The organism is Planosporangium mesophilum (assembly GCF_016863255.1).
In the GTDB taxonomy this organism is placed as follows: domain Bacteria; phylum Actinomycetota; class Actinomycetes; order Mycobacteriales; family Micromonosporaceae; genus Planosporangium; species Planosporangium mesophilum.
Map to the genome: position 1 here is coordinate 130,138 of NZ_BOON01000005.1, position 19,851 is coordinate 149,988.

Sequence of the window (19,851 nt, forward strand, 5' to 3'; positions counted from 1 at the left end):
TCGCCGGACGGATCCGGGCTAGGTCGCAACGCGATGCGGGCCTCGAAGCCAGAACCGACCGACCGCGCCAGATCCGCTCCCACGCCGGAGCGGATCGCGAGAGCGTGGGCGCGCGCGATGGCAGGGACGAGCTACGTCTCGATGAGCCGGCGGGAGTTGCACTCGTACCTGAGCGGCCTGGCGAGCCGGTTGCTGTCGGCCGCCACCGCGGAGACCTTCGAGCCCTCGGTCGGGTATGAGGTGGGCGCCGCACTCGTCGACGCACACTTCACCCTACCCACGTCGCTCGACCGCACCCTGTGCGTGCTGGCCGAACAGTTGAGCGGTGCCGGTACGCCCGCCCGCGCCTCGGCGCTGCAGAGCGCCCTGGCGGCCGGGTACGCGCAGGCGCTGCGCGACCGTACCCTCGCTGAGCAGGAGGAGATCCGTGCCGCCGCGATGCTGGCCCGGTCGGAGGCGGAGGCGGCGCGCTGGTCCAGTGAGGCCCGGTTCCAGGCGGTCTTCGCCGGCGCGGTGATCGGGATCGCGATCGCCGACATCGACGGCAGCATCATCGACGTCAACCAGACCACCTGCGACATGCTGGGGTACACCCCGGCGGAGCTACGGCAACTCGCCGTGGAGCGGTTCATCCACCCCGACGACGCCCCGGGAGTCAGGGACGCCTACCAGGACCTGCTGCGCGGCGAACGGGAGCACTTCAGGCTGGAGAAACCGTACTACCGCAAGGACGGCCAGGCGGTCTGGACCGATCTCGTCGTCTCCCTCATCCGCGACCAGGAGGGTCAGCCACAGTACGTGGTCGCGATGATCGAGGACATCACCGAGCGGCACCACCTCCAGATCCGGCTGCGCCACCAGGCGCTGCACGACCCGCTTACCCAACTGCCGAACCGGACGCTGTTCTTCGAACGGCTCGGCCAGGTCCTCGACGACGCCGAGGAGGATGCCCGCGTCGGCGTCTGCTACCTCGACGTCGACGGCTTCAAGATGATCAATGACACGCTCGGCCACGACATGGGCGACTATCTGCTCCTCGGTGTCGCCCGTCAGCTGCACTCCAAGGTGTCGGGCCCGGGCCAGCTCGTCGCGCGGACCGGCGGCGACGAGTTCGTCGTACTGGTCGAGCGGTCCGCCGGCCCCGAACAGCTCGTCGCGATCGCCGAGGCCGCGCTGACCGCCATCCGCGAGCCGGTCCAGCTCGGCGGGCACGAGATCACCGTCTCCGCGAGCGTCGGGGTGGTGGAGCGGGCGGCGGACACCACGAGCGCCACGGAGCTGATGAAGGCGGCCGACACGACGCTGCACTGGGCCAAGCGGGACGGCAAGAACCGCTGGGCGCTCTTCGACGCCGACCGCCACGCCCACGAGGTGGCCAAGTTCGAGCTGTCGGCCAGCCTGCCGGCCGCCCTCGAACGCGGCGAGTTCCTGGTCGAGTACCAACCGCTGGTACGGCTGCTGGACGAGACCGTGATGGGCGTCGAGGCGCTCGTCCGGTGGCGCCACCCGAAGCTGGGGCTGCTGGGTCCGGACCGGTTCATCGAGATGAGCGAGGAGACCGGCCTCATCGTCCCGCTCGGACAGTGGGTGCTGGGCGAGGCGTGCCGGCAGGCCGCGGCGTGGCAGCGGCAGTACCCGGAGATCGACCTGGTGACGAGCGTCAACCTCGCGGTTCGGCAGGTCCAGGACCCGGGCATCGTGGACGTGGTCAGCGCGATCCTGTCCGAGACCGGCCTCGACCCGGCCAAGCTGCAGCTGGAGCTGACCGAGAGCGCCGTCATGGGTACCGCCGGGCGGCCGCTGCAGACCCTGAACGCCCTGGCGGGTCTCGGGGTCCGGCTCGCGATCGACGACTTCGGCACCGGGTACTCGAACCTGGCCTACCTGCGCAGCCTGCCGGTACACAGCCTGAAACTGGCCGGCTCCTTCGTCGCCGGGCTACGCCCGCCGGACTCCCCCGACCCGGTCGACAAGGAGATCGTGGCGACCCTGATCAAGCTGGCGCACACGCTCCACCTGACCGTCACGGCCGAGGGCGTGGAGACCCCGCAGCAGGCCGCCCGACTGCGCGCGCTCGGCTGCGACACGGCGCAGGGCTGGCACTACGCCATGCCCGGCGCGGCCGAGGAGGTCATCGCATTGCTGAACCCGAGATCCACCAGCGACGCCCCGACCCTCGACGCCCCGACCCTCGACGCCACGACCGTTGACGTCACGAGCGGAAGCGCCGCCCCGAAGAGCGCCCCCGCGACGAACGGACGACGGCCGGGAGCGGCCCCGGACGGCGTGGCGGTGCCGACCTCAACGGTCGGCACCGCCAGTTCCTGACGGCCGCGGGCCGCTGGGTGGTGCTGTCCACCCGACGGCCGCCGCCAAGGCATTCTCACGACAACGACGCTGTACGCACGACGCGGATCACACGTCGTCCCAGCGGAACAGCCAGGCGGCCAGCGCCGTGACCACGATCGCGAAGCCGGCGAGGATGCCCATCTGGGGAAGCACCGCCTCGGGCCCCTTCCCTCGCACCATGACGTCGAGCATCGCCTGGTTCAGGTGCCGCAGCGGGAAGATCTGCGCCACCGTCTGCAGCCACTTCGGCGCGCTGTCCAGCGGGAAGAACGAGCCGGACAGGAAGGCCATCGGCAGCACGACCAACTGGGCGATCACGTTCGCCGCCTCCTGGGTCTTGGCCCAGGCGCCGGCGAGCAGCCCGATGGACAGGAACGACAGCGTGCCGACCAGGATCACCGGAATCGACATCCACCAGTAGCTTGACAGCTTCAGCCCGAAGTACGGCAGCAGCCCCACGCCGAGGAAGATGGCGGTCTGCACCAGCGCGACGCCGATGCTGACGCCGACCCGGGCGCCGATCACCGAGCCGATGCTCACCGGGGACAGCCGCAGCCGCCGCAGGATCCGCTTCTCCCGCCAGGTCACCAGCGTCATGGCCGCGCCGAAGGTGGCGCCGGTGGCGATCGCCCAGCCGAGCAGCCCCGGCGTCACGAACTGGATGGCCGTCAGCGACTTGTCCTCGACCTGCTCGGAGTTGAGCTTGAGCCGGGGTGGCGTGCCGGCGAGGGCCAGGTTGGACTGCTGCACCAGCGACTCCATGATGCCCCGTACGGTGCCGGCCCGCACCAGGTCGGCCGCGGAGTAGCGCACCACGACCTGGTCGCCCTGCTGCTCGATCGCGGCGGCGTAGTCGCCCTTGCGTACCGCGTCGAGTGCCTTCGCCGGGTCTGCCATCTTCGTCACGTCGAGGACCTTGCTGATTTCGGCCTTGGCGTCGGCAGGCAGCTGGTCGAGGACGGCCACCTGGCCCACCTCGACCACCTGCGACCGGGACACGCCCTGGTTCTTCAGCAGGCCGCCGAAGAGGGCGAGGAACATCAGCGGGAACAGGATCGTGAAGAACAGCGCGGTGCGGTCCCGGACGAACCCGAGAAGCATCGCCCGGGAAAGGCTGACGAACCCACGGTTCACGCGCGGTACTCCCGTCCGGTCAGGTTGAGGAAGACGTCTTCGAGCGTGGCCCCGCGCACCGAGAGCCCACGTAGTGCGTTGCGCTCGGCGAGCGTCGCGAGCACCGGGGCGGGAGTACGGGTGACGAAGGTGAGCGAGACGCCGTCGTCGTCGACCTCCACCGTTCCGTCGAACATCCGGCGCGCCTCCTCCACCGGGAGCACACCGGTCTCGATCGCGATGTGGGTGGCCGCGTCGAGGCCGCGTACCAGTTCCGCCGGCGGCCCGGACTGGAGGATCTTGCCACGGTCCATGATCGCGACCCGGTCGCAGAGGATCTCGGCCTCGTCCATGTAGTGCGTGGTGAGGACGATCGTGCGTCCCTGGGTGTTGATCGCCCGCAGCAGATCCCAGAGGTTGCGCCGGGCCTGCGGGTCGAGCGCGGCCGTGGGCTCGTCGAGGAAGACCAGCTCGGGGTCGTGTACGAGCGCACAGGCGATCGACAGCCGCTGCATCTGGCCGCCCGACAGCTTCTCCGCCCGGGTGTCCGCCTTGTCCGACAGCCCGACCACGTCGAGCATCTCGTCGGCCTTCTTCGGCCCCACCCCGTACAGCGAGGCGAACGTGCGGATCTGCTCCCGCGCGGTCAGCCGCTCGAAGAACGACGAGGCCTGCAACTGCACCCCGATCCGCGGCAGCACTGCGGAGTTGCGCGGCCACGGCGACGAGCCGAACAGCCGTACCTGGCCGGCGTCGGCCTGCCGCAGCCCTTCGATGATCTCCAGGGTCGTCGTCTTGCCCGCACCGTTCGGGCCGAGGATGCCGAAGAACTCGCCGGCCTCCACCTCCAACGAGACCCCATCGACCGCTTTGACCGCTCCGTACGCTTTATGAATTTCACTGACCTCTATGGTCGACACCATGGCTGGCAGGTTAGCCGGATCATGCACAGCGCCGTTGTCCGATGATCAAGTCATTCGGATCGGACTTCTGACCGTTCGGCGGCGAGGCGCCGGTCGGCGAGGGCGCGCCACACCCACGCGCCGGCCTGAGCCACACTGGCGGGGTGAATTCCCGGTACATCGCCGCGATCGACCAGGGCACGACCTCGACCCGCTGCATCGTCTTCGACTCCGACGCCACGGTCATCTCCGTCGACCAACGGGAGCACCGGCAGATCTACCCGAAACCGGGCTGGGTCGAGCACGACGCGGCGGAGATCTGGCACAACACCGAGGCGGTGGTCCGGGGTGCGGTCGACCGCGCCGGACTGAGCCGGGCCGACCTCGCGGCCGTGGGGATCACCAACCAGCGGGAGACGACCCTGCTGTGGGACGCCGCGACCGGAGAGCCACTGCACAACGCGATCGTGTGGCAGGACACCCGTACCGACCGGCTGATCGCCGAGCTGGGCCAGGGCGACGTCGACCGGTTCCGGGACAGGTGCGGCCTGCCGCTGGCCACGTACTTCTCCGCACCCAAGATTCGCTGGCTCCTCGACACCATCCCCGGCCTGCGGGAACGCGCCGAAAAGGGCGAGGTGCGCTTCGGCACGATGGACACCTGGCTGATCACGAAGTTGACCGGCCGGCACGCCACCGACGTCACCAACGCCAGCCGGACCATGTTGATGAACTTGTCCACTCTGGACTGGGACGACGAGCTGCTGGCCGCGTTCGACATCCCCCTGGCGATCCTGCCGGAGATCCTGCCTTCGTCCTATGTGTATGGTGAGGCGCGCGGCTTCCTGGGTGGCGTACCCGTCGCCGGGGCGCTCGGCGACCAGCAGGCGGCGTTGTTCGGGCAGACCTGCTTCGCCACCGGTGAGGCCAAGTGCACGTACGGCACCGGCTCGTTCCTCCTGCTGCATACCGGCGAGCGCCCGGTACCGAGCGAGCGCGGGCTGGTCACCACGGTGGCCTACCAGATCGGGGACGCCCCGCCCGCGTACGCCCTGGAAGGGTCGATCGCGGTGACCGGCGCCCTGGTGCAGTGGCTCCGCGACAACCTGGGCCTCATCTCGAACGCCGCCGAGGTGAACGACCTCGCGGCGACCGTGGACGACAACGGCGGCTGCTACATCGTGCCGGCGTTCTCCGGCCTGTTCGCACCGCACTGGCGGGCCGACGCGCGCGGGGTGATCGCCGGGCTGACCGGATACGTCACCAAGGGGCACCTGGCACGGGCCACCCTGGAGGCGACGGCGTGGCAGGTCAAGGAGGTCGTCGACGCGATGGCCGGGGAGGCGGGGGTCGACCTGACCGCGCTGAAGGTCGACGGCGGGATGACCGCGAGCGAGCTGCTCATGCAGTTCCAGGCCGACGTGCTCGACGTCCCGGTGGTGCGACCCACGGTCGCGGAGACCACCTGCCTCGGCGCGGCGTACGCCGCGGGCCTGGCCGTCGGGTACTGGCCCGACCTGGAGACGCTGTGCGCCAAGTGGCGGGCCGACCGCCGGTGGGAGCCGGCGATGGCCGCGGGCGAGCGCGAGACCGGGTACCGGTTCTGGCGCAAGGCGGTCGACCGCACGATGGGCTGGACCGAGTAGCACTCTTCCTGACCGGCCCCTGAAAGGCGGCGGGCGAGGCGGCCGCAGGGGTGGCCGCCTCGCCCGCCATTTCAGGGAGGGAGGGAATGCTCAGGGGGACTCGCCCAACGTCGCGCTGATCTGCTGCTCGGCCCCGTTGCGCACGATCGTGAGCTGGATGGACTCACCGGGCTTGCCGGCCTGGATCGCGCCGACCAGCGACCGGGAGTCGGTCACCGTCCTGGACCCGGCCTTGGTCACCAGATCGCCCTTGCGCAGGCCGGCCTTGTCCGCCGGCCCACCGGCCACCACGTCCGTGATCAGGGCGCCGCCGCTGCCGTTGCCGACCTGAACACCCAGGTACGGGTGGCTGACCTTGCCGCCGTTGCGCAGCTGCTCGGCCGTTGACTTGGCCCTGTTGCTCGAGATCGCGAAGCCCACCCCGATGTTGCCCGCGGATCCCTGGCCGGAGGTCAGGATGGCGGTGTTGATGCCGATGACGTCGCCCTTGATGTTGACCAGCGGGCCGCCCGAGTTGCCGGGGTTGATGGCGGCGTCGGTCTGGATCGCGTCACCGATCGAGCGCCCGGGACCCGAGGCCGACTGGCCACCCTCGTCGATGGTGCGGTGCAGCGCGCTGACGATGCCGGCGGTGACGGAGCCCTGGAGGCCCAGCGGACTGCCGAGGGCCAGGACCGTGTCGCCCACCTGGACCGCGTCGCTGTCGCCGAACCTCGCCGGGGTCAGATCGGAGACGCCCTGCGCCTTCACCAGCGCGAGGTCGCCGGCCGGGTCGGTACCCACGATCGTCGCCTTGGCCGTCTTGCCGTTGCTGAAGGTGACCTCGACGCTGTTGCCGCGGGCGCCCTCGAGGACGTGGTTGTTCGTCAGGATGTAGCCGTCGGCGGAGAACACCACGCCCGAGCCCTCACCGGATCCGGTGGTGATGTCCACGACGCTCGGCTGGACCGAGGCGGCGACCGCCGCGACCGAGCCGTCGCTGGTGGCCACGGTGCTGCCGGTCACGGTCCTGGCGGGGGCGCTCCTGTCGAACTGGTGCGCCACGAACCCACCCGTCACACCGGAGAAGAGAGCGAGCGCCACCGCTGCGACGCCGATCACGACGCCCCGCGCGACCCGACTGCCGGAGTTCGGCGGGGGCGTGGCCGGCTGCCAACCGGGCGCGCCCGGATACGGCGCGCCGGGGTAGGGTCCGCCGCCGTACGGGCCGCCCGGCCCGATCGGCGCCTGGTACGGCGCTCCCACTTGGTGGTACGGAGCTCCAGAAGTCTGGTACGGGGCTCCCGACGGCTGGTACGGCGTCCCGGGGGCCCGGTACGGCTCACCGGGGGTCTGGTGGGCGCCGGCGGTAAGCGGGGTGGTCGGCGCCTCCGCCTCGGACCCGCCCCCGTAACCCGCCGAACCGGCCTGCTCTGACGCCGCGGCCGGCGCGGAGCCAGCCGGCTCCTGGCGCCGCTCGTGTTCCTGCGGCGTCGACTGGCCGGCCACCCGGTCGTTCGACGCCCCTGATGCCCATGCGCTGTCGTGCTCGCTCATGCCTCAACAATGCCGGTAGATGCTTCGCTGGAACTGGGACCCGCCTGGGAGGTTTCTGGGAGCGCCGCGTGGTCCGCCAGCTCCTCGAGACTGCCCAGGAGCGGCAAGCGTACCCGGAATGTCGCCCCCTGACCGGAAACGCTGTCCACCTCGACGGCCCCGTCGTGCGCCGCCACCAGGGCGGCAACGATGGCCAGCCCCAGCCCGGCGCCGCTGTGCCGGCCCGCCCAGGCCTGGCCGTCGCGGGCCGCCGCCTGCCGGGTACGGGCCTTGTCCACCCGGTAGAAGCGTTGGAATACCCGATCGGCCTGCTCCGCGGCGATCCCCGGACCGGCGTCGATGACCTCCAGGACCGCCGTCGCGTCGTCCGCGGACAGCCGCAGCGTGACCGGGGTGGCCGGCGGCGTGTGGGTGAGCGCGTTGGTCATGAGGTTGCCGACCACCTGCCGCAGTCGCGGCTCGTCGCCGAGCACCAGGAGCGGCCGCCCGTCCGCCGGCGCGTCGAGCGTGAGCGGGCGGTCCGGCGCGATGGCGTGCGCGGCCTCGACCGCGTCGCCGGCGAGCACCCGCAGCTCGACCGGGGCGAGTACGAGTGGACGCTCCTGATCCAGGCGCGCGAGCAGGAGGAGGTCCTCCACGAGCAGGCCCATCCGGGCGGCCTCGTCCTCGATGCGGCGCAGCACGTCCCGGATCTGGTCCGGCTCGACGGCGCCCTGCCGGTACAGCTCGGCGAAGCCTCGGATCGTCGTCAACGGCGTGCGGAGCTCGTGCGAGGCGTCGGCGACGAACTGGCGCATCCGCTCCTCCGACAGCCGGGCGCGCGCCTCTGAGAGCTTGGCGGCCTCGGCGGCCGAGCGCGCCCCGGACTCGGCATCCCGCGAGGCCGCCTCGGCGGCACGCGCGGCCTGCTCGGAGGCGGCCTGCGCGGCGAACGCCCACTCGATCTGGGTGAGCATCGCGTTCAGCGCCCGCGCCAGCCGGCCCACCTCGGTGCGCGGGTCCGACTCGGGCACCCGCTGCCCGAGCTGCCCGGCGGCGATCTGGGCGGCGGTGCGCTCGATCTCGACGAGCGGGCGCAGGCTGGCCCGTACCAGCGCGACGCCCAGCGCGGCCAGCACCACCAGGACCGATCCCCCGACCACGAGCTCCACCGCCACCAACCGGTTGACCGCGTTGTCGACGGAGTTCAGCTTCTGGCCGACGACGAGGTACGCCCCGTTGGGCCGCTGGGTGATCAACAGCCGCCACCGGCGCGACCCGTTGATCGCGGGCACGGTGTACGGATGGTCGAGGTGATCCGCGTGCTCCTGGGGGGTCTTGGGCAGCGGCGGCAGGTCCTCGGGCCGGAGCGACAGGTCGGCGGTGGGCGCCCGACCGACGCCCCACTTGGTCTGCTCCCGGATCATGTAGTCGCTGGGGAGCACGATGAAGCCCAGCGCCGGCAGCGGTACCGAGGCCTTCTCGTACGTGTGCGTGGTGTCGGCCAGCTCGTCGTCGATCCGGCCGATCAGGTAGCTGTGCAGGGCCAACGCGCTCACCGACGCGGTGACCAGGAGCGCGGCCAGCACCAACGCCAGCGCTGCCGCGACGAGCTTGACCCGGAGTGGCGTGCGGGCCAGTAGCGCCTTCACCGGCTCAGGTGGGCAGCCGCAGCACGTACCCGACGCCGCGCAGTGTGTGGATCAACCGCGGCTCGGCGACGTCGACCTTGCGTCGCAGGTACGAGATGTACGACTCGACGATGCTGTCGTCGCCGCGGAAGTCGTAGTTCCAGACGTGGTCGAGGATCTGCGCCTTGGACAGCACCCGGCCCGCGTTGAGCATCAGGTACCGCAGGAGCTTGAACTCCGTCGGCGACAGCGACACCGTGGCGCCGGCCCGGCGCACCTCGTGGGTCTCCTCGTCCAGCTCCAGGTCGGCGAAGGTCATCTTGCTGGATTCCCGGTCGCCGCCGGTACGCCGCAGCACCGCCCGGATCCGGGCGGTCAGCTCCTCGAGGCTGAACGGCTTCGTGACGTAGTCGTCGCCGCCCAGCGTCAGGCCGCGGATCTTGTCTTCGGTCGCGTCCCGGGCGGTCAGAAACACCACCGGGGTACGGCTGCCGCCGGCGCGCAGCTTGCGCACCACGTCGAAGCCGTCGAGGTCGGGCAGCATCACGTCGAGAACGATCAGATCGGGCCGCTGCTCGCCGGCCGCGGTCACGGCCTCCCCGCCGCTGCTGGCGCTGGTGACGGCGAAACCGGCGAAGCGCAGGCTGGCCGAGAGCAGCTCAAGGATATTTGGATCATCCTCGACCACGAGCAGTCTCGCCTCAGCCTGCGCTCCACCCGACAGCGATGCACCCCCGGATTGTGCAGCGCCGCCGCGTACCCCCATAGCCATATCGTGGTTCCCCTCACTGAGGCAGGGCTGAACTTTGCCTGGGAGTTTCCTGGAAGGCGCTCCCGCACAGAATTGTGCCAGGTCGGCGGGGTCAGGCGGCCCGCGAAAGCTCCAATGGAGCTGCCGCACCGTCAGCCGTCCACGATCGCGGAGGACCGTGCACCACGGACCGGGCGACGCGCGCCAGGGTGCGCCGGGACACGCCGGGCACGGGGTACAGCGCGGGGTGGACCTGGACCGTGACGTGCAGGCCACCGATGGTCAGGACCCGACGCAGCGACGCCAGGAGGGTATCCTCACCGAGGAACGCGGCGATGCTGGTGTCCCCGCCACCGGCCAGCCGGAAGCGCAGCGTTACCGGCGCCACCGGTACCCCCGCGTCGATGGCGGCCTGGAACATGGCCGGGCGGAAGCGACCACTGGTACGGCCGCATGAGGTCGTACCCTCCGGGAACACCGCCACCACCCCGCCGGCGCGCAGCGCGGCGGAGACCGAGGCCACGGTCCGGGGCAGCGCCCGCGGGCGCAGTCGGTCGATGAACACGGTCCCCGCCACCGCGGCGAGGGATCCGATCACCGGCCACGACCGAACCTCGCGCTTGGCGAGCAGCCGGGACGGCGCGGACCCGAGCAGGACCAGGACGTCCAGCCACGACACGTGGTTGGCCACGATCAGCGCCCCGCGCCGGGGCAGCCGGCCGCGGACGTCGTGCCCGACCCCGAGCGCGCCGAGCACCCCCCGGGCGTACAGGCTCATCAGCCGGGCCCGACCGGCCGGCGGGAGCAGCGGGATCACCGGCAGGGTGACCGCGGCGGCGGCGATGACCGCCGCGGCCGCCGCGGCCCGCGCGACCACCCGGAGTCGGCCGACCCGCGGAACCGAGTCCGGGGACGGCAGGCAGTAGATGTCACAGGTCGACCGGGGCAGCCACAGCGATTCGGTGACCATCTATCTACTCCCCCAGCCTGTGATCCCCAAGAAAATGGCGCATGTACCGGCGGTCGACCCGGTCCAGCGAGAGCAGGACGAAGAGGTCGGCCACCGCGAAGTCCGGGTCGTGGGCTGGCGCGCCGCAGACCCACGCGCCGAGCCGCAGATAACCCTTGAGCAGGGGCGGCATGGTGACCTTGCGCTCCGGTCCGGACCTGATCGGCCACGGGTTGCGGGGCGTCACCCGCAGCGCCGGCGGGGCGAGGTGGCGCGCCTGTACCTGGTTCCACACGGCCGTGGCGTCGTCCTGGGGTACCGAGGCGCAGCCGGCGACCCAGGTGTGCCCGGCCAGGTGCATGTACCGGGCGATGCCGGCCCACATCAGGTTGATCACCGCGCCCGTACGGTGGTCGGGGTGTACGCAGGAGCGGCCGGTCTCCACCAGTGCGCCCCGGAGCGGGGCGAGCGGACGGAGGTCGAACTCGCCGTCGGAGTACAGCCGGTCGGTGCGCCCCGGCGGGAGCATCCGGTACGTGCCGACCACCTCGCCCGAGATGTCCTCGGTGATGATCAGGTGGTCACAGTGGGCGTCGAACTCGTCGATGTCGAGGCCGGGTACGTCGGAGCGCAGCGTGGCACCCAACTCGCCGGCGAACACGTGGTGGCGCAGCCGTTGCGCGGCGCGCACCTGCTCACCCTCGGTCGCCACCTGGACGCTGTACCGGGCAGTGGCCGTGGATCCGGTGACCGCGAGAATCGTCATGCCGGGAAGCGTCAGGCGCCAGGTCGGCGACCGTATGTCATCGATGCGAGCCGAAGTTGTCGGTTTCGTGAACGAGTGCCCGAGGTCCACCCGCGCGTCGTGGCGAGGGTGCGCGCGGCCGACCGCGTAGGGTCCGCTCGAGTACATGATCGGAAGGCGGACGGATGATCATCCCGGCCACGTTCAACGGGCCGCCGGACTCGGCCAACGGCGGGTACACGGCCGGCATGCTGGCGCGGTACGTCTCCTCCCCCACCGGTACGGTGGTGACGCTGCGGCAGCCGCCTCCGCTGGCGACCCCGCTGGACGTCGACGCCCGCAACGACGCGGTCGAGGTGTACGACGGCGACCGGCTCATCGCGTCGGCGGCCCCGGTACCCGAGCCGCTGTTCCAGACGGTGCCGGCCGTGTCGTGGACCGACGCGAGCGCGGTCTCGAACGGGTACGCCGGCTTCACCGGGCATCCGTTCCCGACCTGTTTCGTCTGCGGGCCGCAGCGCCCGCCCGGCGACGGGATGCGCCTGTTCCCCGGGCGCCTGCCCGACGGGCGTACCGCCGCGCCGTGGATCGTTCCCGAGGACGTCGAGCCGACGCTGATGTGGGCGGCGCTGGACTGCCCGGGCGGCTGGTCGATCGGGATGGAGAACCGGCCGTACGTGCTGGGCAGGATGGCCGCGCGGGTCGACGCGCTGCCCGCGGCCGGCGACGGCTGCGTGGTGATGGGCGCGCTGGTCGCGCAGTCCGGGCGCAAGGCGGACGTGCTCTCCACGGTCTACGGCCACGACGGCGAGGTGCTCGCGCTGGCCCGCGCGACGTGGATCGCGATCGCCTGACGTCTCCACACCGGGCCGCCGTACCGCGTAGCGTGTCATGGTCGCGGTCCGGCGGGGCCCCGCCGGATCGACCTCACGGCCCGGCGCGTCCGCCGCATTGACCCCGCCCGGCACCATGACGGATCTAGGCGGTGTGTAGCCGAGCGCCACAGCGCCACGGGCCGCCTCACGGAGGGATACCAATGTCCGACGGACAGATCGTCGTCTCCGGCCTGACGAAGCAGTACAAGAACGTCAGAGCCGTGGACGACCTGTCGTTCACCGTCGAGCCCGGCCGGGTCACCGGCTTCCTCGGCCCGAACGGCGCCGGCAAGACCACGACGCTACGGATGGTTCTCAACCTGGTGACCCCGACCGCCGGGGCGGCGACCATCGGCGGTCGTCGGTACGCGGACCTGCACGACCCACTGCGGACGGTCGGCGCGATCCTCGAGGCGTCCGCCGCCCACAAGGGACGTACCGGCCGCAACCACCTCCGCGTCATCTGCGCGGCGGCCGGGCTGCCGGACAGCCGCGCCGACGAGGTGCTCGAACTGGTCGGACTGGCGCCGGCGGGAAGCCGCAAGTTCAAGGGGTACTCGCTGGGCATGCGCCAGCGGCTCGGCATCGCCGCGGCCATGCTGGGCGACCCGCGGGTGCTCATCCTCGACGAGCCCGCCAACGGCCTCGACCCCGAGGGCATCCGCTGGATGCGCGACCTGCTGCGCCGGCTGGCCGGCGAGGGCCGCACCGTCCTGGTCTCCAGCCACCTGCTGTCCGAGATGCAGCTGCTCGCCGACGACGTCGTGATCATCGCCGCCGGTCGGCTGGTACGGCAGGGCACGGTCGACGACGTGATGGGGTCGATGTCCACCCAGGCCCGGGTGCGGGTCCGCAGTCCGCAGGCCGAGGCGCTGGGCGCGGAGCTCAAGCGGGCCGGCGCGACCGTCGCCACGGACGCCGACGGCGCCCTGCTGGTGACCCGGGTGGAGGCGCCGGCGGTCGGCGCCGCCGCGCTGCGCGCCGGCGTGGAGCTGCACGAGCTGGTCACCGAGCGACCCGACCTCGAGCACGTGTTCCTCGAACTGACCCAGGGGAAGGCCACCATCCGATGAACCGGCTCATCCGCAGCGAGCTCCTCAAGATCCGCACCACCCACACCTGGTGGATCTTCGCCCTCGCGACCGTCGCCGGCACGGCGGCGGCCCTCGCCCTCAACTTCCTTCAGGCCCACCTGTTCCTCAACGCGACCGACGACATCGCCAGCGGCTCGTCGCCCGATCAGGCGCAGTCGATCGCGGCGCAGAGCCAGGTGGTCACCCAGGCGGCCAACATCTTCACCTCCGGGCAGTTCCTCGGCTGCCTGTTCGCGGCGCTGATCGGCATCCTGTTGATCACCAACGAGTACTACCACCAGACCGCGACCGCGACGTTCCTGACGACCCCGCACCGCACGACAGTGGTGGTGGGCAAGCTGGTCACGGCCGTCATGTACTCGGCGGTGTTCTGGCTGGTGTCCACGGCGATCGCGATCCCGGCCGGGTTGATCTTCTTCCAGGCCGAGGGCCTCCCCAGCCACCTGGGCGACTGGGACGTCATCCGCGCCGTCCTGCTCAACCTGATGGCGTTCGCCATCTGGGCAGTCTTCGGGGTGGGGTTCGGGGCGCTCATCCGGAGCCAGATCGGTGCCACGATCACCGTGTCGGTGGTGTACGTGGTGGGGTTCTCCGCCGCCGACCTGATCTTCACGCTCCTGCACCAGTGGCTCCAGCAGGACTGGATCCGGACCGCGCAGGTGATCGTGCCCTCGACGGCCTCGCAGGTGATGCTGGCGCCGGTCAAGCTCTTCCCGCAGAGCCCGCCGCAGTGGGTGGGTGCGCTCGTGCTGATCGGGTACGGATTGATCGCCGGCCTGATCGGTACGCTGATTCTCCGGAAGCGGGACGTTTCATAGACATCGGGTATCTTTTGGGTGACTGTGAAGCGCAACACGGGAGGACGTCGATGCCGTCCTCCCGGATCGCGCAGCGTAGCCTTGAAGCCGTCTTCTGACTTCGGTAACGCGCGCACGTGGAAGAGGCGATTACGGACGTGGCAACTCCAGCGACCAACTCGCAGGACAACCCATTAGCGGGCTTCGGTCCCAATGAGTGGATCGTCGAGGACATGTACCAGCGGTACCTGTCCGATCCGGCGAGTGTCGACCCCGCGTGGCACGACTTCTTCGTCGACTACCGGCCCGGTGGTGACGGGGCGGCTGCGGCAGAGGCGCCCGCGGCGGGCGGCACGGCCCACGCGAGCGCCCCGGCCGCCGCCCCCGCGAAGCCGCAGGAGGCCGCGAAGCCGCAGGAGGCCGCGAAGCCGGCCGCCGCCCAGCCGGCCACCGCTGCCCAGCCGGCCGCCGCGAAGCCGGCCGCCAAGGCCGGGCCCGCCACCGCGGAGCCGAAGGCCAAGGCCCCCGCGGCGGGCTCTTCCCAGGGCACCAGGACCACCCCGCTGCGCGGCGTCGCGGCGAAGATCGTCGCCAACATGGACGCCTCGCTGGAGGTGCCCACGGCGACCAGCGTGCGGGCCGTGCCGGCGAAGCTCCTCGCCGACAACCGCATCGTGATCAACAATCACCTCACCCGTGGTCGCGGCGGCAAGGTCAGCTTCACCCACCTCATCGGGTACGCGATGATCAAGGCGCTGGCCGACTTCCCGGAGATGAACAACTCGTTCGCGCAGGTCGACGGCAAGCCGGCGCTGGTACAGCCGGAGCACGTCAACCTCGGTATCGCGATCGACCTGGCGAAGCCGGACGGCTCCCGTTCGCTGGTGGTGCCGAGCATCAAGGCCACGGAGGCGATGGACTTCCGGCAGTTCTGGCAGGCCTACGAGGACGTGATCCGCCGCGCCCGCCGCAACGAACTGACCATGGACGACTACGCCGGCACCACGATCTCGCTGACCAACCCGGGCGGCATCGGGACGGTCCACTCGATCCCACGGCTCATGACCGGTCAGGGCACGATCCTGGGCGTCGGCGCGATGGAGTACCCGGCGCCGTACGCCGGCATGTCCGACGAGCGCCTCTCCGACCTGGGCATCAGCAAGATCATCACGCTGACCTCGACGTACGACCACCGCATCATCCAGGGTGCTCAGTCCGGCGACTTCCTGAAGCGCATGCACGAGCTGCTACTGGGTGAGCACGGCTTCTACGACGAGATCTTCACCTCGCTGCGCCTGCCGTACGAGCCGGTGCGCTGGGTGCGCGACGTCGACGCCAGCGCCGAGGGCCAGGTCGACAAGACCGCCCGGGTGCTCGAACTGATCCACGCGTACCGGGTGCGCGGTCACCTCATGGCCGACACCGACCCGCTCGAGTTCCACATCCGCAAGCACCCCGACCTCGACGTGCTGCAGCACGATCTGACGCTGTGGGACCTCGACCGCAAGTTCCGCGTGGGCGGGTTCGCCGGCAAGCAGAAGATGAAGCTGCGCGACGTGCTCGGTGTGCTGCGCGACTCGTACTGCCGGCGCGTGGGTGTGGAGTACATGCACATCCAGGACCCGGAGGAGCGCCTCTGGATCCAGGAGCGGGTCGAGCGCCGGCACGAGAAGCCGAGCACCGAGCAGCAGAAGCACATCCTCAACCGGCTCAACGCCGCCGAGGCGTTCGAGACCTTCCTGCAGACCAAGTACGTCGGCCAGAAGCGGTTCTCGCTGGAGGGCGGCGAGAGCCTGATCCCGCTGCTCGACGAGATCCTGCAGGACTCCGCCCGCGCCAACCTCGACGAGGTCGTCATCGGCATGGCGCACCGCGGCCGGCTGAACGTGCTCGCGAACATCGTCGGCAAGCCGTACGAGAAGATCTTCTCCGAGTTCGAGGGGCACATCGATCCGAAGTCGTCGCACGGCTCCGGTGACGTCAAGTACCACCTGGGGCAGGTCGGCAAGTTCGCCACCCCGGACGGCGAGCACGCGACGACCGTATCGGTCGTGGCCAACCCGTCCCACCTGGAGGCGGTCAACCCGGTCCTCGAGGGCATCGTGCGGGCCAAGCAGGACCGCATAGACCTCAAGCTCGAGGGGTACACGGTGCTGCCGCTGCTGATACACGGCGACGCCGCGTTCGCCGGCCAGGGCGTGGTGGCCGAGACCCTGAACCTGTCGCAGCTGCGCGGCTACCGCACCGGCGGCACGATCCACGTGGTCGTCAACAACCAGGTGGGCTTCACCACCGCGCCGGAGTACTCCCGCTCGTCGATGTACTCCACCGACGTCGCGCGGATGATCCAGGCCCCGATCTTCCACGTCAACGGGGACGACCCGGAGGCGGTCGTCCGGGTGGCGCAGCTCGCGTTCGAGTACCGGCAGGCGTTCAACAAGGACGTCGTCATCGACATGGTCTGCTACCGCCGGCGCGGTCACAACGAGGGCGACGACCCGTCGATGACCAACCCGCTGATGTACCAGATCATCGACACCAAGCGCTCGGTGCGGAAGATCTACACCGAGGAGCTGATCGGCCGCGGCGACATCACCGTCGAAGAGGCCGAGGAGCTGCTGCGCGACTACCAGCAGCAGCTGGAGACGGTGTTCAAGGCGACCCGGGACGCCTCGTCCGGCCCGTCGACGCGGATCACCCGACTGCGTGCCCCCGAGCCGGAGCCGGAGGTCGAGACCGCGATCGACACCGGGCTGCTCAAGCGGATCGGCGAGGCGCACGTCAACCTGCCGGAGAGCGTCACCCCGCACAAGCGGGTGGCGCAGCTGCTGGAGCGCCGGCACAAGATGTCGGTCGAGGGCAACATCGACTGGGGCTTCGGCGAGATCGTGGCGTTCGGCTCGCTGCTCGCCCAGGGCGTCACGGTGCGGCTGTCCGGCCAGGACTCCAAGCGGGGCACGTTCGTGCAGCGGCACGCCGCGGTCGTCGACGCGGTCAGCGGCCGCGACTACTTCCCGATCCAGCACCTGAACGACCAGGGTGGCCGGCTGTTCGTGTACGACTCGCTGCTGAGCGAGTTCGCGGCGATGGGCTTCGAGTACGGGTACTCCGTGGAGAACCTGGACGCGCTGGTGATGTGGGAGGCGCAGTTCGGCGACTTCGCCAACGGCGCGCAGTCCATCGTGGACGAGTTCATCTCCTCGGGCGAGGTCAAGTGGGGTCAGCGCACCGCGGTGACGCTGCTGCTGCCGCACTCGCACGAGGGCCAGGGCCCCGACCACACCTCGGGTCGCCTGGAGCGCTACCTGCAGCTGTGCGCCGAGGACAACATGCGCGTCGCGGTACCGACCACCCCGGCCAACCACTTCCACCTGCTGCGCCGCCAGGCGCTGTCGCCGAAGAAGAAGCCGCTGGTGGTGTACACCCCGAAGTCGCTGCTGCGGCACCGGCTCTGTGTGTCCTCGGTGGAGGACTTCACCACCGGTACCTTCCAGCCGGTCATCCCGGACGCCGGGATCACCGACAACGGTGCGGTGAAGCGGGTGCTGTTCTGCTCCGGCAAGGTGTACTACGACCTGGTGCAGGCCCGCGCGGACCGGCAGATCACCGACACCGCGATCGTCCGCATCGAGCAGCTCTACCCGCTGCCGGTGGAGGAGGTCCGGGCCGCGATCGCGCAGTACCCGAACGCGGACGACTACGCCTGGGTACAGGAGGAGCCGGCCAACCAGGGCGCGTGGTCGTTCATCGCGCTCAACCTGCTGGAGCACCTGGAGGGCGTGCGCCTGCGGCGCATCTCCCGCCCGTCGGCGGCGGCGCCCTCGGTGGGTTCGACCAAGATGCACGACGCCGAGCAGGCCGCGCTGATCGAGGCGGCACTGCCCCGCGCATAGCGGTTCTCGCGGATCGTGGACACCTGGCAGGCCTGTGACCCCGCCAGGTGTCCACGATCGCTGGGGAGGGGACGAGGAACGATGTACTTCACCGACCGGGGCATCGAGGAGCTCTCCGAGCGTCGCGGCGACGAGACCATCACCATGGACTGGCTCGCCGAGCGGCTGCGGGACTTCGTCGACCTCAACCCCGAGTTCGAGACCCCTGTCGAGCGGCTGGCCACCTGGCTGGCCCGGCTCGACGACGAAGACGACGAGTAGATGATCTCGCCTCCGCCGGGCTCCGGTTCGACCGCTGGCTGACCGGGTACCGGGCATGGTTCGCCGCCCGCCCCGCCTGACCCTCTTCGTTTCCACCGGGGCGCGTGCCTACAGTCGACCAGTGCACCGCCGCGTCCTGCTGCGCGCGATGACCGCGCTTGCTCTCGCCGTACCCGTCGGTGGTTGTGTCGAATCGCCCAGCCGCCGGCCGCCCGGCGGCGCGCCCCCGACCCCCCAGCCGGCGACCGGCGCGCCCGGCGCCGCCCCGGCGTCGGCGTTACCGCCGCTGCGCGGCAGGCCGGCGCCGGCGAAGCCCTTCGCGGTCGGGGTCCGGGACCTTGCCCTCACCCGCGGTGCCGACCGGCCCCTGCCGACGACCGTCTGGTACCCGGCCGACGGCGCGCCGGACGGCGGTACCCGGCCCGGCGCGGGTGTGGCGCCCGGCCGGTTCCCCCTCGTGCTCCTCAGCCACGGCCTCACCGGCCTTCCGCAGGCCCTCGCCCCGGTGGCGATCCGCTGGGCGGCCGCCGGCTTCGTGGTGGCCGCGCCGGCGTACCCGCACACCAAGTACGGCGCCCCCAGGTTCGACATCACCGACGTGGCGAACCAGCCGGCCGACGCGTCGTACGTCATCAGCGAGATGCTGGCCCGGGACGGTCGGGAGGGTGACCCGTTCGCGGGCCATCTCGACACCGTCGCCGTCGCCGCGGCCGGACACTCGGCTGGCGCTTACACGACGACGCAGATGCTGTCCACGCAGCGCGACCCGCGACTGCGCTCGGCCATCGTGATCGCCGGTGGCCTGCTGGGCGGGGCGTACACCGGGCCGGTCACCCCGGTGCTGTTCGTACACGGCGACGCCGATCCGACGGTCTCCTACCGGGGCGGGCGCGCCGCCTACGGAGCCGTACCGTGGCCGAAGGCGTTCCTGACCATGCTCGGCGGCGATCACGGCAGGTACATGGCGAGGGGCGGAGCCGGCTTCCAGCAGATGATCGAAACCACGACCGACTTCCTGCGCTGGTCGCTGTACGGCGACAGCCGGGCCAAGGCGCGGCTGAACGGCGACGGCTCCTCGACCGGTACCTCGCGGTGGGAGTCGGCGGGGCTCAGCTGAGCGCCAGGTAGGCGACCACGGCGAGAACGACGACGGCGACGGCGACACCGATGACGAGCGGCGCCCGGGACGGCGCGCCCTCCTCCGGCGGCGCCTGCGCGAACGCCTTGAACTGCCCGGTGTTACCGCTCGGGTCTAGCTGCTCGTTGGACATGGACGCACATTAACGAAAGGAGCGGGCGGGTCGCGGACAACAGCCCCACGACCCGCCCG

At 70.9% G+C, this 19,851-nt stretch carries 16 protein-coding genes; 8 read left to right on the plus strand and 8 right to left on the minus strand.

The window, feature by feature from the left end:
- The first annotated feature begins 33 nt into the window (after positions 1 to 33).
- Positions 34 to 2,328 carry a putative bifunctional diguanylate cyclase/phosphodiesterase gene (locus Pme01_RS03085; RefSeq protein ID WP_168112759.1) on the plus strand — a complete coding sequence of 765 codons (2,295 nt, stop codon included), beginning with the start codon at positions 34 to 36 and terminating at the stop codon, positions 2,326 to 2,328.
- 87 nt (positions 2,329 to 2,415) lie between these two features.
- Here the strand turns inward: Pme01_RS03085 and Pme01_RS03090 are convergent, their stop codons facing one another.
- Positions 2,416 to 3,483: an ABC transporter permease gene (locus Pme01_RS03090; protein WP_203935404.1), complete on the minus strand. Its 1,068-nt coding sequence runs from the start codon at positions 3,481 to 3,483 to the stop codon at positions 2,416 to 2,418.
- Positions 3,480 to 4,385 carry an ABC transporter ATP-binding protein gene (locus tag Pme01_RS03095; RefSeq protein WP_168112758.1) on the minus strand — a complete coding sequence of 302 codons (906 nt, stop codon included), beginning with the start codon at positions 4,383 to 4,385 and terminating at the stop codon, positions 3,480 to 3,482. The genes Pme01_RS03090 and Pme01_RS03095 overlap by 4 nt, the downstream gene beginning before the upstream one ends.
- A 143-nt stretch (positions 4,386 to 4,528) precedes the next feature.
- Here Pme01_RS03095 and glpK point away from each other — a divergent pair, with 143 nt between their 5' ends.
- Complete coding sequence (gene glpK, locus Pme01_RS03100; RefSeq protein WP_168112757.1) at positions 4,529 to 6,010, plus strand: glycerol kinase GlpK; 1,482 nt, start codon at positions 4,529 to 4,531, stop codon at positions 6,008 to 6,010.
- A gap of 90 nt (positions 6,011 to 6,100) precedes the next feature.
- Here glpK and Pme01_RS03105 read toward each other — a convergent pair whose 3' ends face one another.
- The 5 genes from Pme01_RS03105 to Pme01_RS03125 all read right to left on the minus strand — a co-directional run bounded on the left by Pme01_RS03105 (position 6,101) and on the right by Pme01_RS03125 (position 11,622).
- The gene (locus tag Pme01_RS03105) at positions 6,101 to 7,546 is read right to left on the minus strand and encodes a S1C family serine protease (protein WP_168112756.1); all 1,446 of its coding nucleotides are present in this window, start codon (positions 7,544 to 7,546) and stop codon (positions 6,101 to 6,103) included.
- Positions 7,543 to 9,177 (minus strand): sensor histidine kinase, encoded by a 1,635-nt coding sequence (locus Pme01_RS03110; RefSeq protein ID WP_168112755.1) that lies wholly within the window; start codon positions 9,175 to 9,177, stop codon positions 7,543 to 7,545. Before Pme01_RS03110 ends, Pme01_RS03105 begins: the two co-directional genes overlap by 4 nt.
- 4 nt (positions 9,178 to 9,181) lie before the next feature.
- The gene (locus Pme01_RS03115) at positions 9,182 to 9,922 is read right to left on the minus strand and encodes a response regulator transcription factor (protein ID WP_168112754.1); all 741 of its coding nucleotides are present in this window, start codon (positions 9,920 to 9,922) and stop codon (positions 9,182 to 9,184) included.
- A gap of 97 nt (positions 9,923 to 10,019) precedes the next feature.
- Complete coding sequence (locus Pme01_RS03120; protein ID WP_168112753.1) at positions 10,020 to 10,877, minus strand: lysophospholipid acyltransferase family protein; 858 nt, start codon at positions 10,875 to 10,877, stop codon at positions 10,020 to 10,022.
- 4 nt (positions 10,878 to 10,881) lie between these two features.
- Positions 10,882 to 11,622, minus strand: a complete 741-nt coding sequence (locus Pme01_RS03125) for a GNAT family N-acetyltransferase (RefSeq protein WP_168112752.1) — start codon at positions 11,620 to 11,622, stop codon at positions 10,882 to 10,884.
- 164 nt (positions 11,623 to 11,786) lie between these two features.
- Here Pme01_RS03125 and Pme01_RS03130 point away from each other — a divergent pair, with 164 nt between their 5' ends.
- The 6 genes from Pme01_RS03130 to Pme01_RS03155 all read left to right on the plus strand — a co-directional run bounded on the left by Pme01_RS03130 (position 11,787) and on the right by Pme01_RS03155 (position 19,638).
- A complete protein-coding gene (locus tag Pme01_RS03130; protein WP_168112751.1) occupies positions 11,787 to 12,455 on the plus strand; it encodes a hypothetical protein in 669 nt (222 codons plus the stop codon).
- Positions 12,456 to 12,637: 182 nt separating this feature from the next.
- Positions 12,638 to 13,549, plus strand: coding sequence for an ABC transporter ATP-binding protein (locus Pme01_RS03135; protein ID WP_168112750.1), 912 nt, complete (start codon positions 12,638 to 12,640; stop codon positions 13,547 to 13,549).
- Positions 13,546 to 14,388, plus strand: coding sequence for an ABC transporter permease (locus Pme01_RS03140; protein ID WP_168112749.1), 843 nt, complete (start codon positions 13,546 to 13,548; stop codon positions 14,386 to 14,388). Before Pme01_RS03135 ends, Pme01_RS03140 begins: the two co-directional genes overlap by 4 nt.
- Before the next feature lie 137 nt (positions 14,389 to 14,525).
- Positions 14,526 to 18,260, plus strand: a complete 3,735-nt coding sequence (locus tag Pme01_RS03145; RefSeq protein WP_168112748.1) for a multifunctional oxoglutarate decarboxylase/oxoglutarate dehydrogenase thiamine pyrophosphate-binding subunit/dihydrolipoyllysine-residue succinyltransferase subunit — start codon at positions 14,526 to 14,528, stop codon at positions 18,258 to 18,260.
- A gap of 81 nt (positions 18,261 to 18,341) precedes the next feature.
- Positions 18,342 to 18,521: a DUF6104 family protein gene (locus Pme01_RS03150; protein ID WP_168112747.1), complete on the plus strand. Its 180-nt coding sequence runs from the start codon at positions 18,342 to 18,344 to the stop codon at positions 18,519 to 18,521.
- Positions 18,522 to 18,642: 121 nt separating this feature from the next.
- On the plus strand, positions 18,643 to 19,638 hold the full coding sequence (locus tag Pme01_RS03155; protein ID WP_168112746.1) for an alpha/beta hydrolase family protein: 996 nt from the start codon (positions 18,643 to 18,645) through the stop codon (positions 19,636 to 19,638).
- Here Pme01_RS03155 and Pme01_RS03160 read toward each other — a convergent pair.
- Positions 19,631 to 19,792, minus strand: a complete 162-nt coding sequence (locus Pme01_RS03160) for a hypothetical protein (protein WP_168112745.1) — start codon at positions 19,790 to 19,792, stop codon at positions 19,631 to 19,633. The genes Pme01_RS03155 and Pme01_RS03160 overlap by 8 nt on opposite strands.
- Positions 19,793 to 19,851 lie beyond the last annotated feature (59 nt).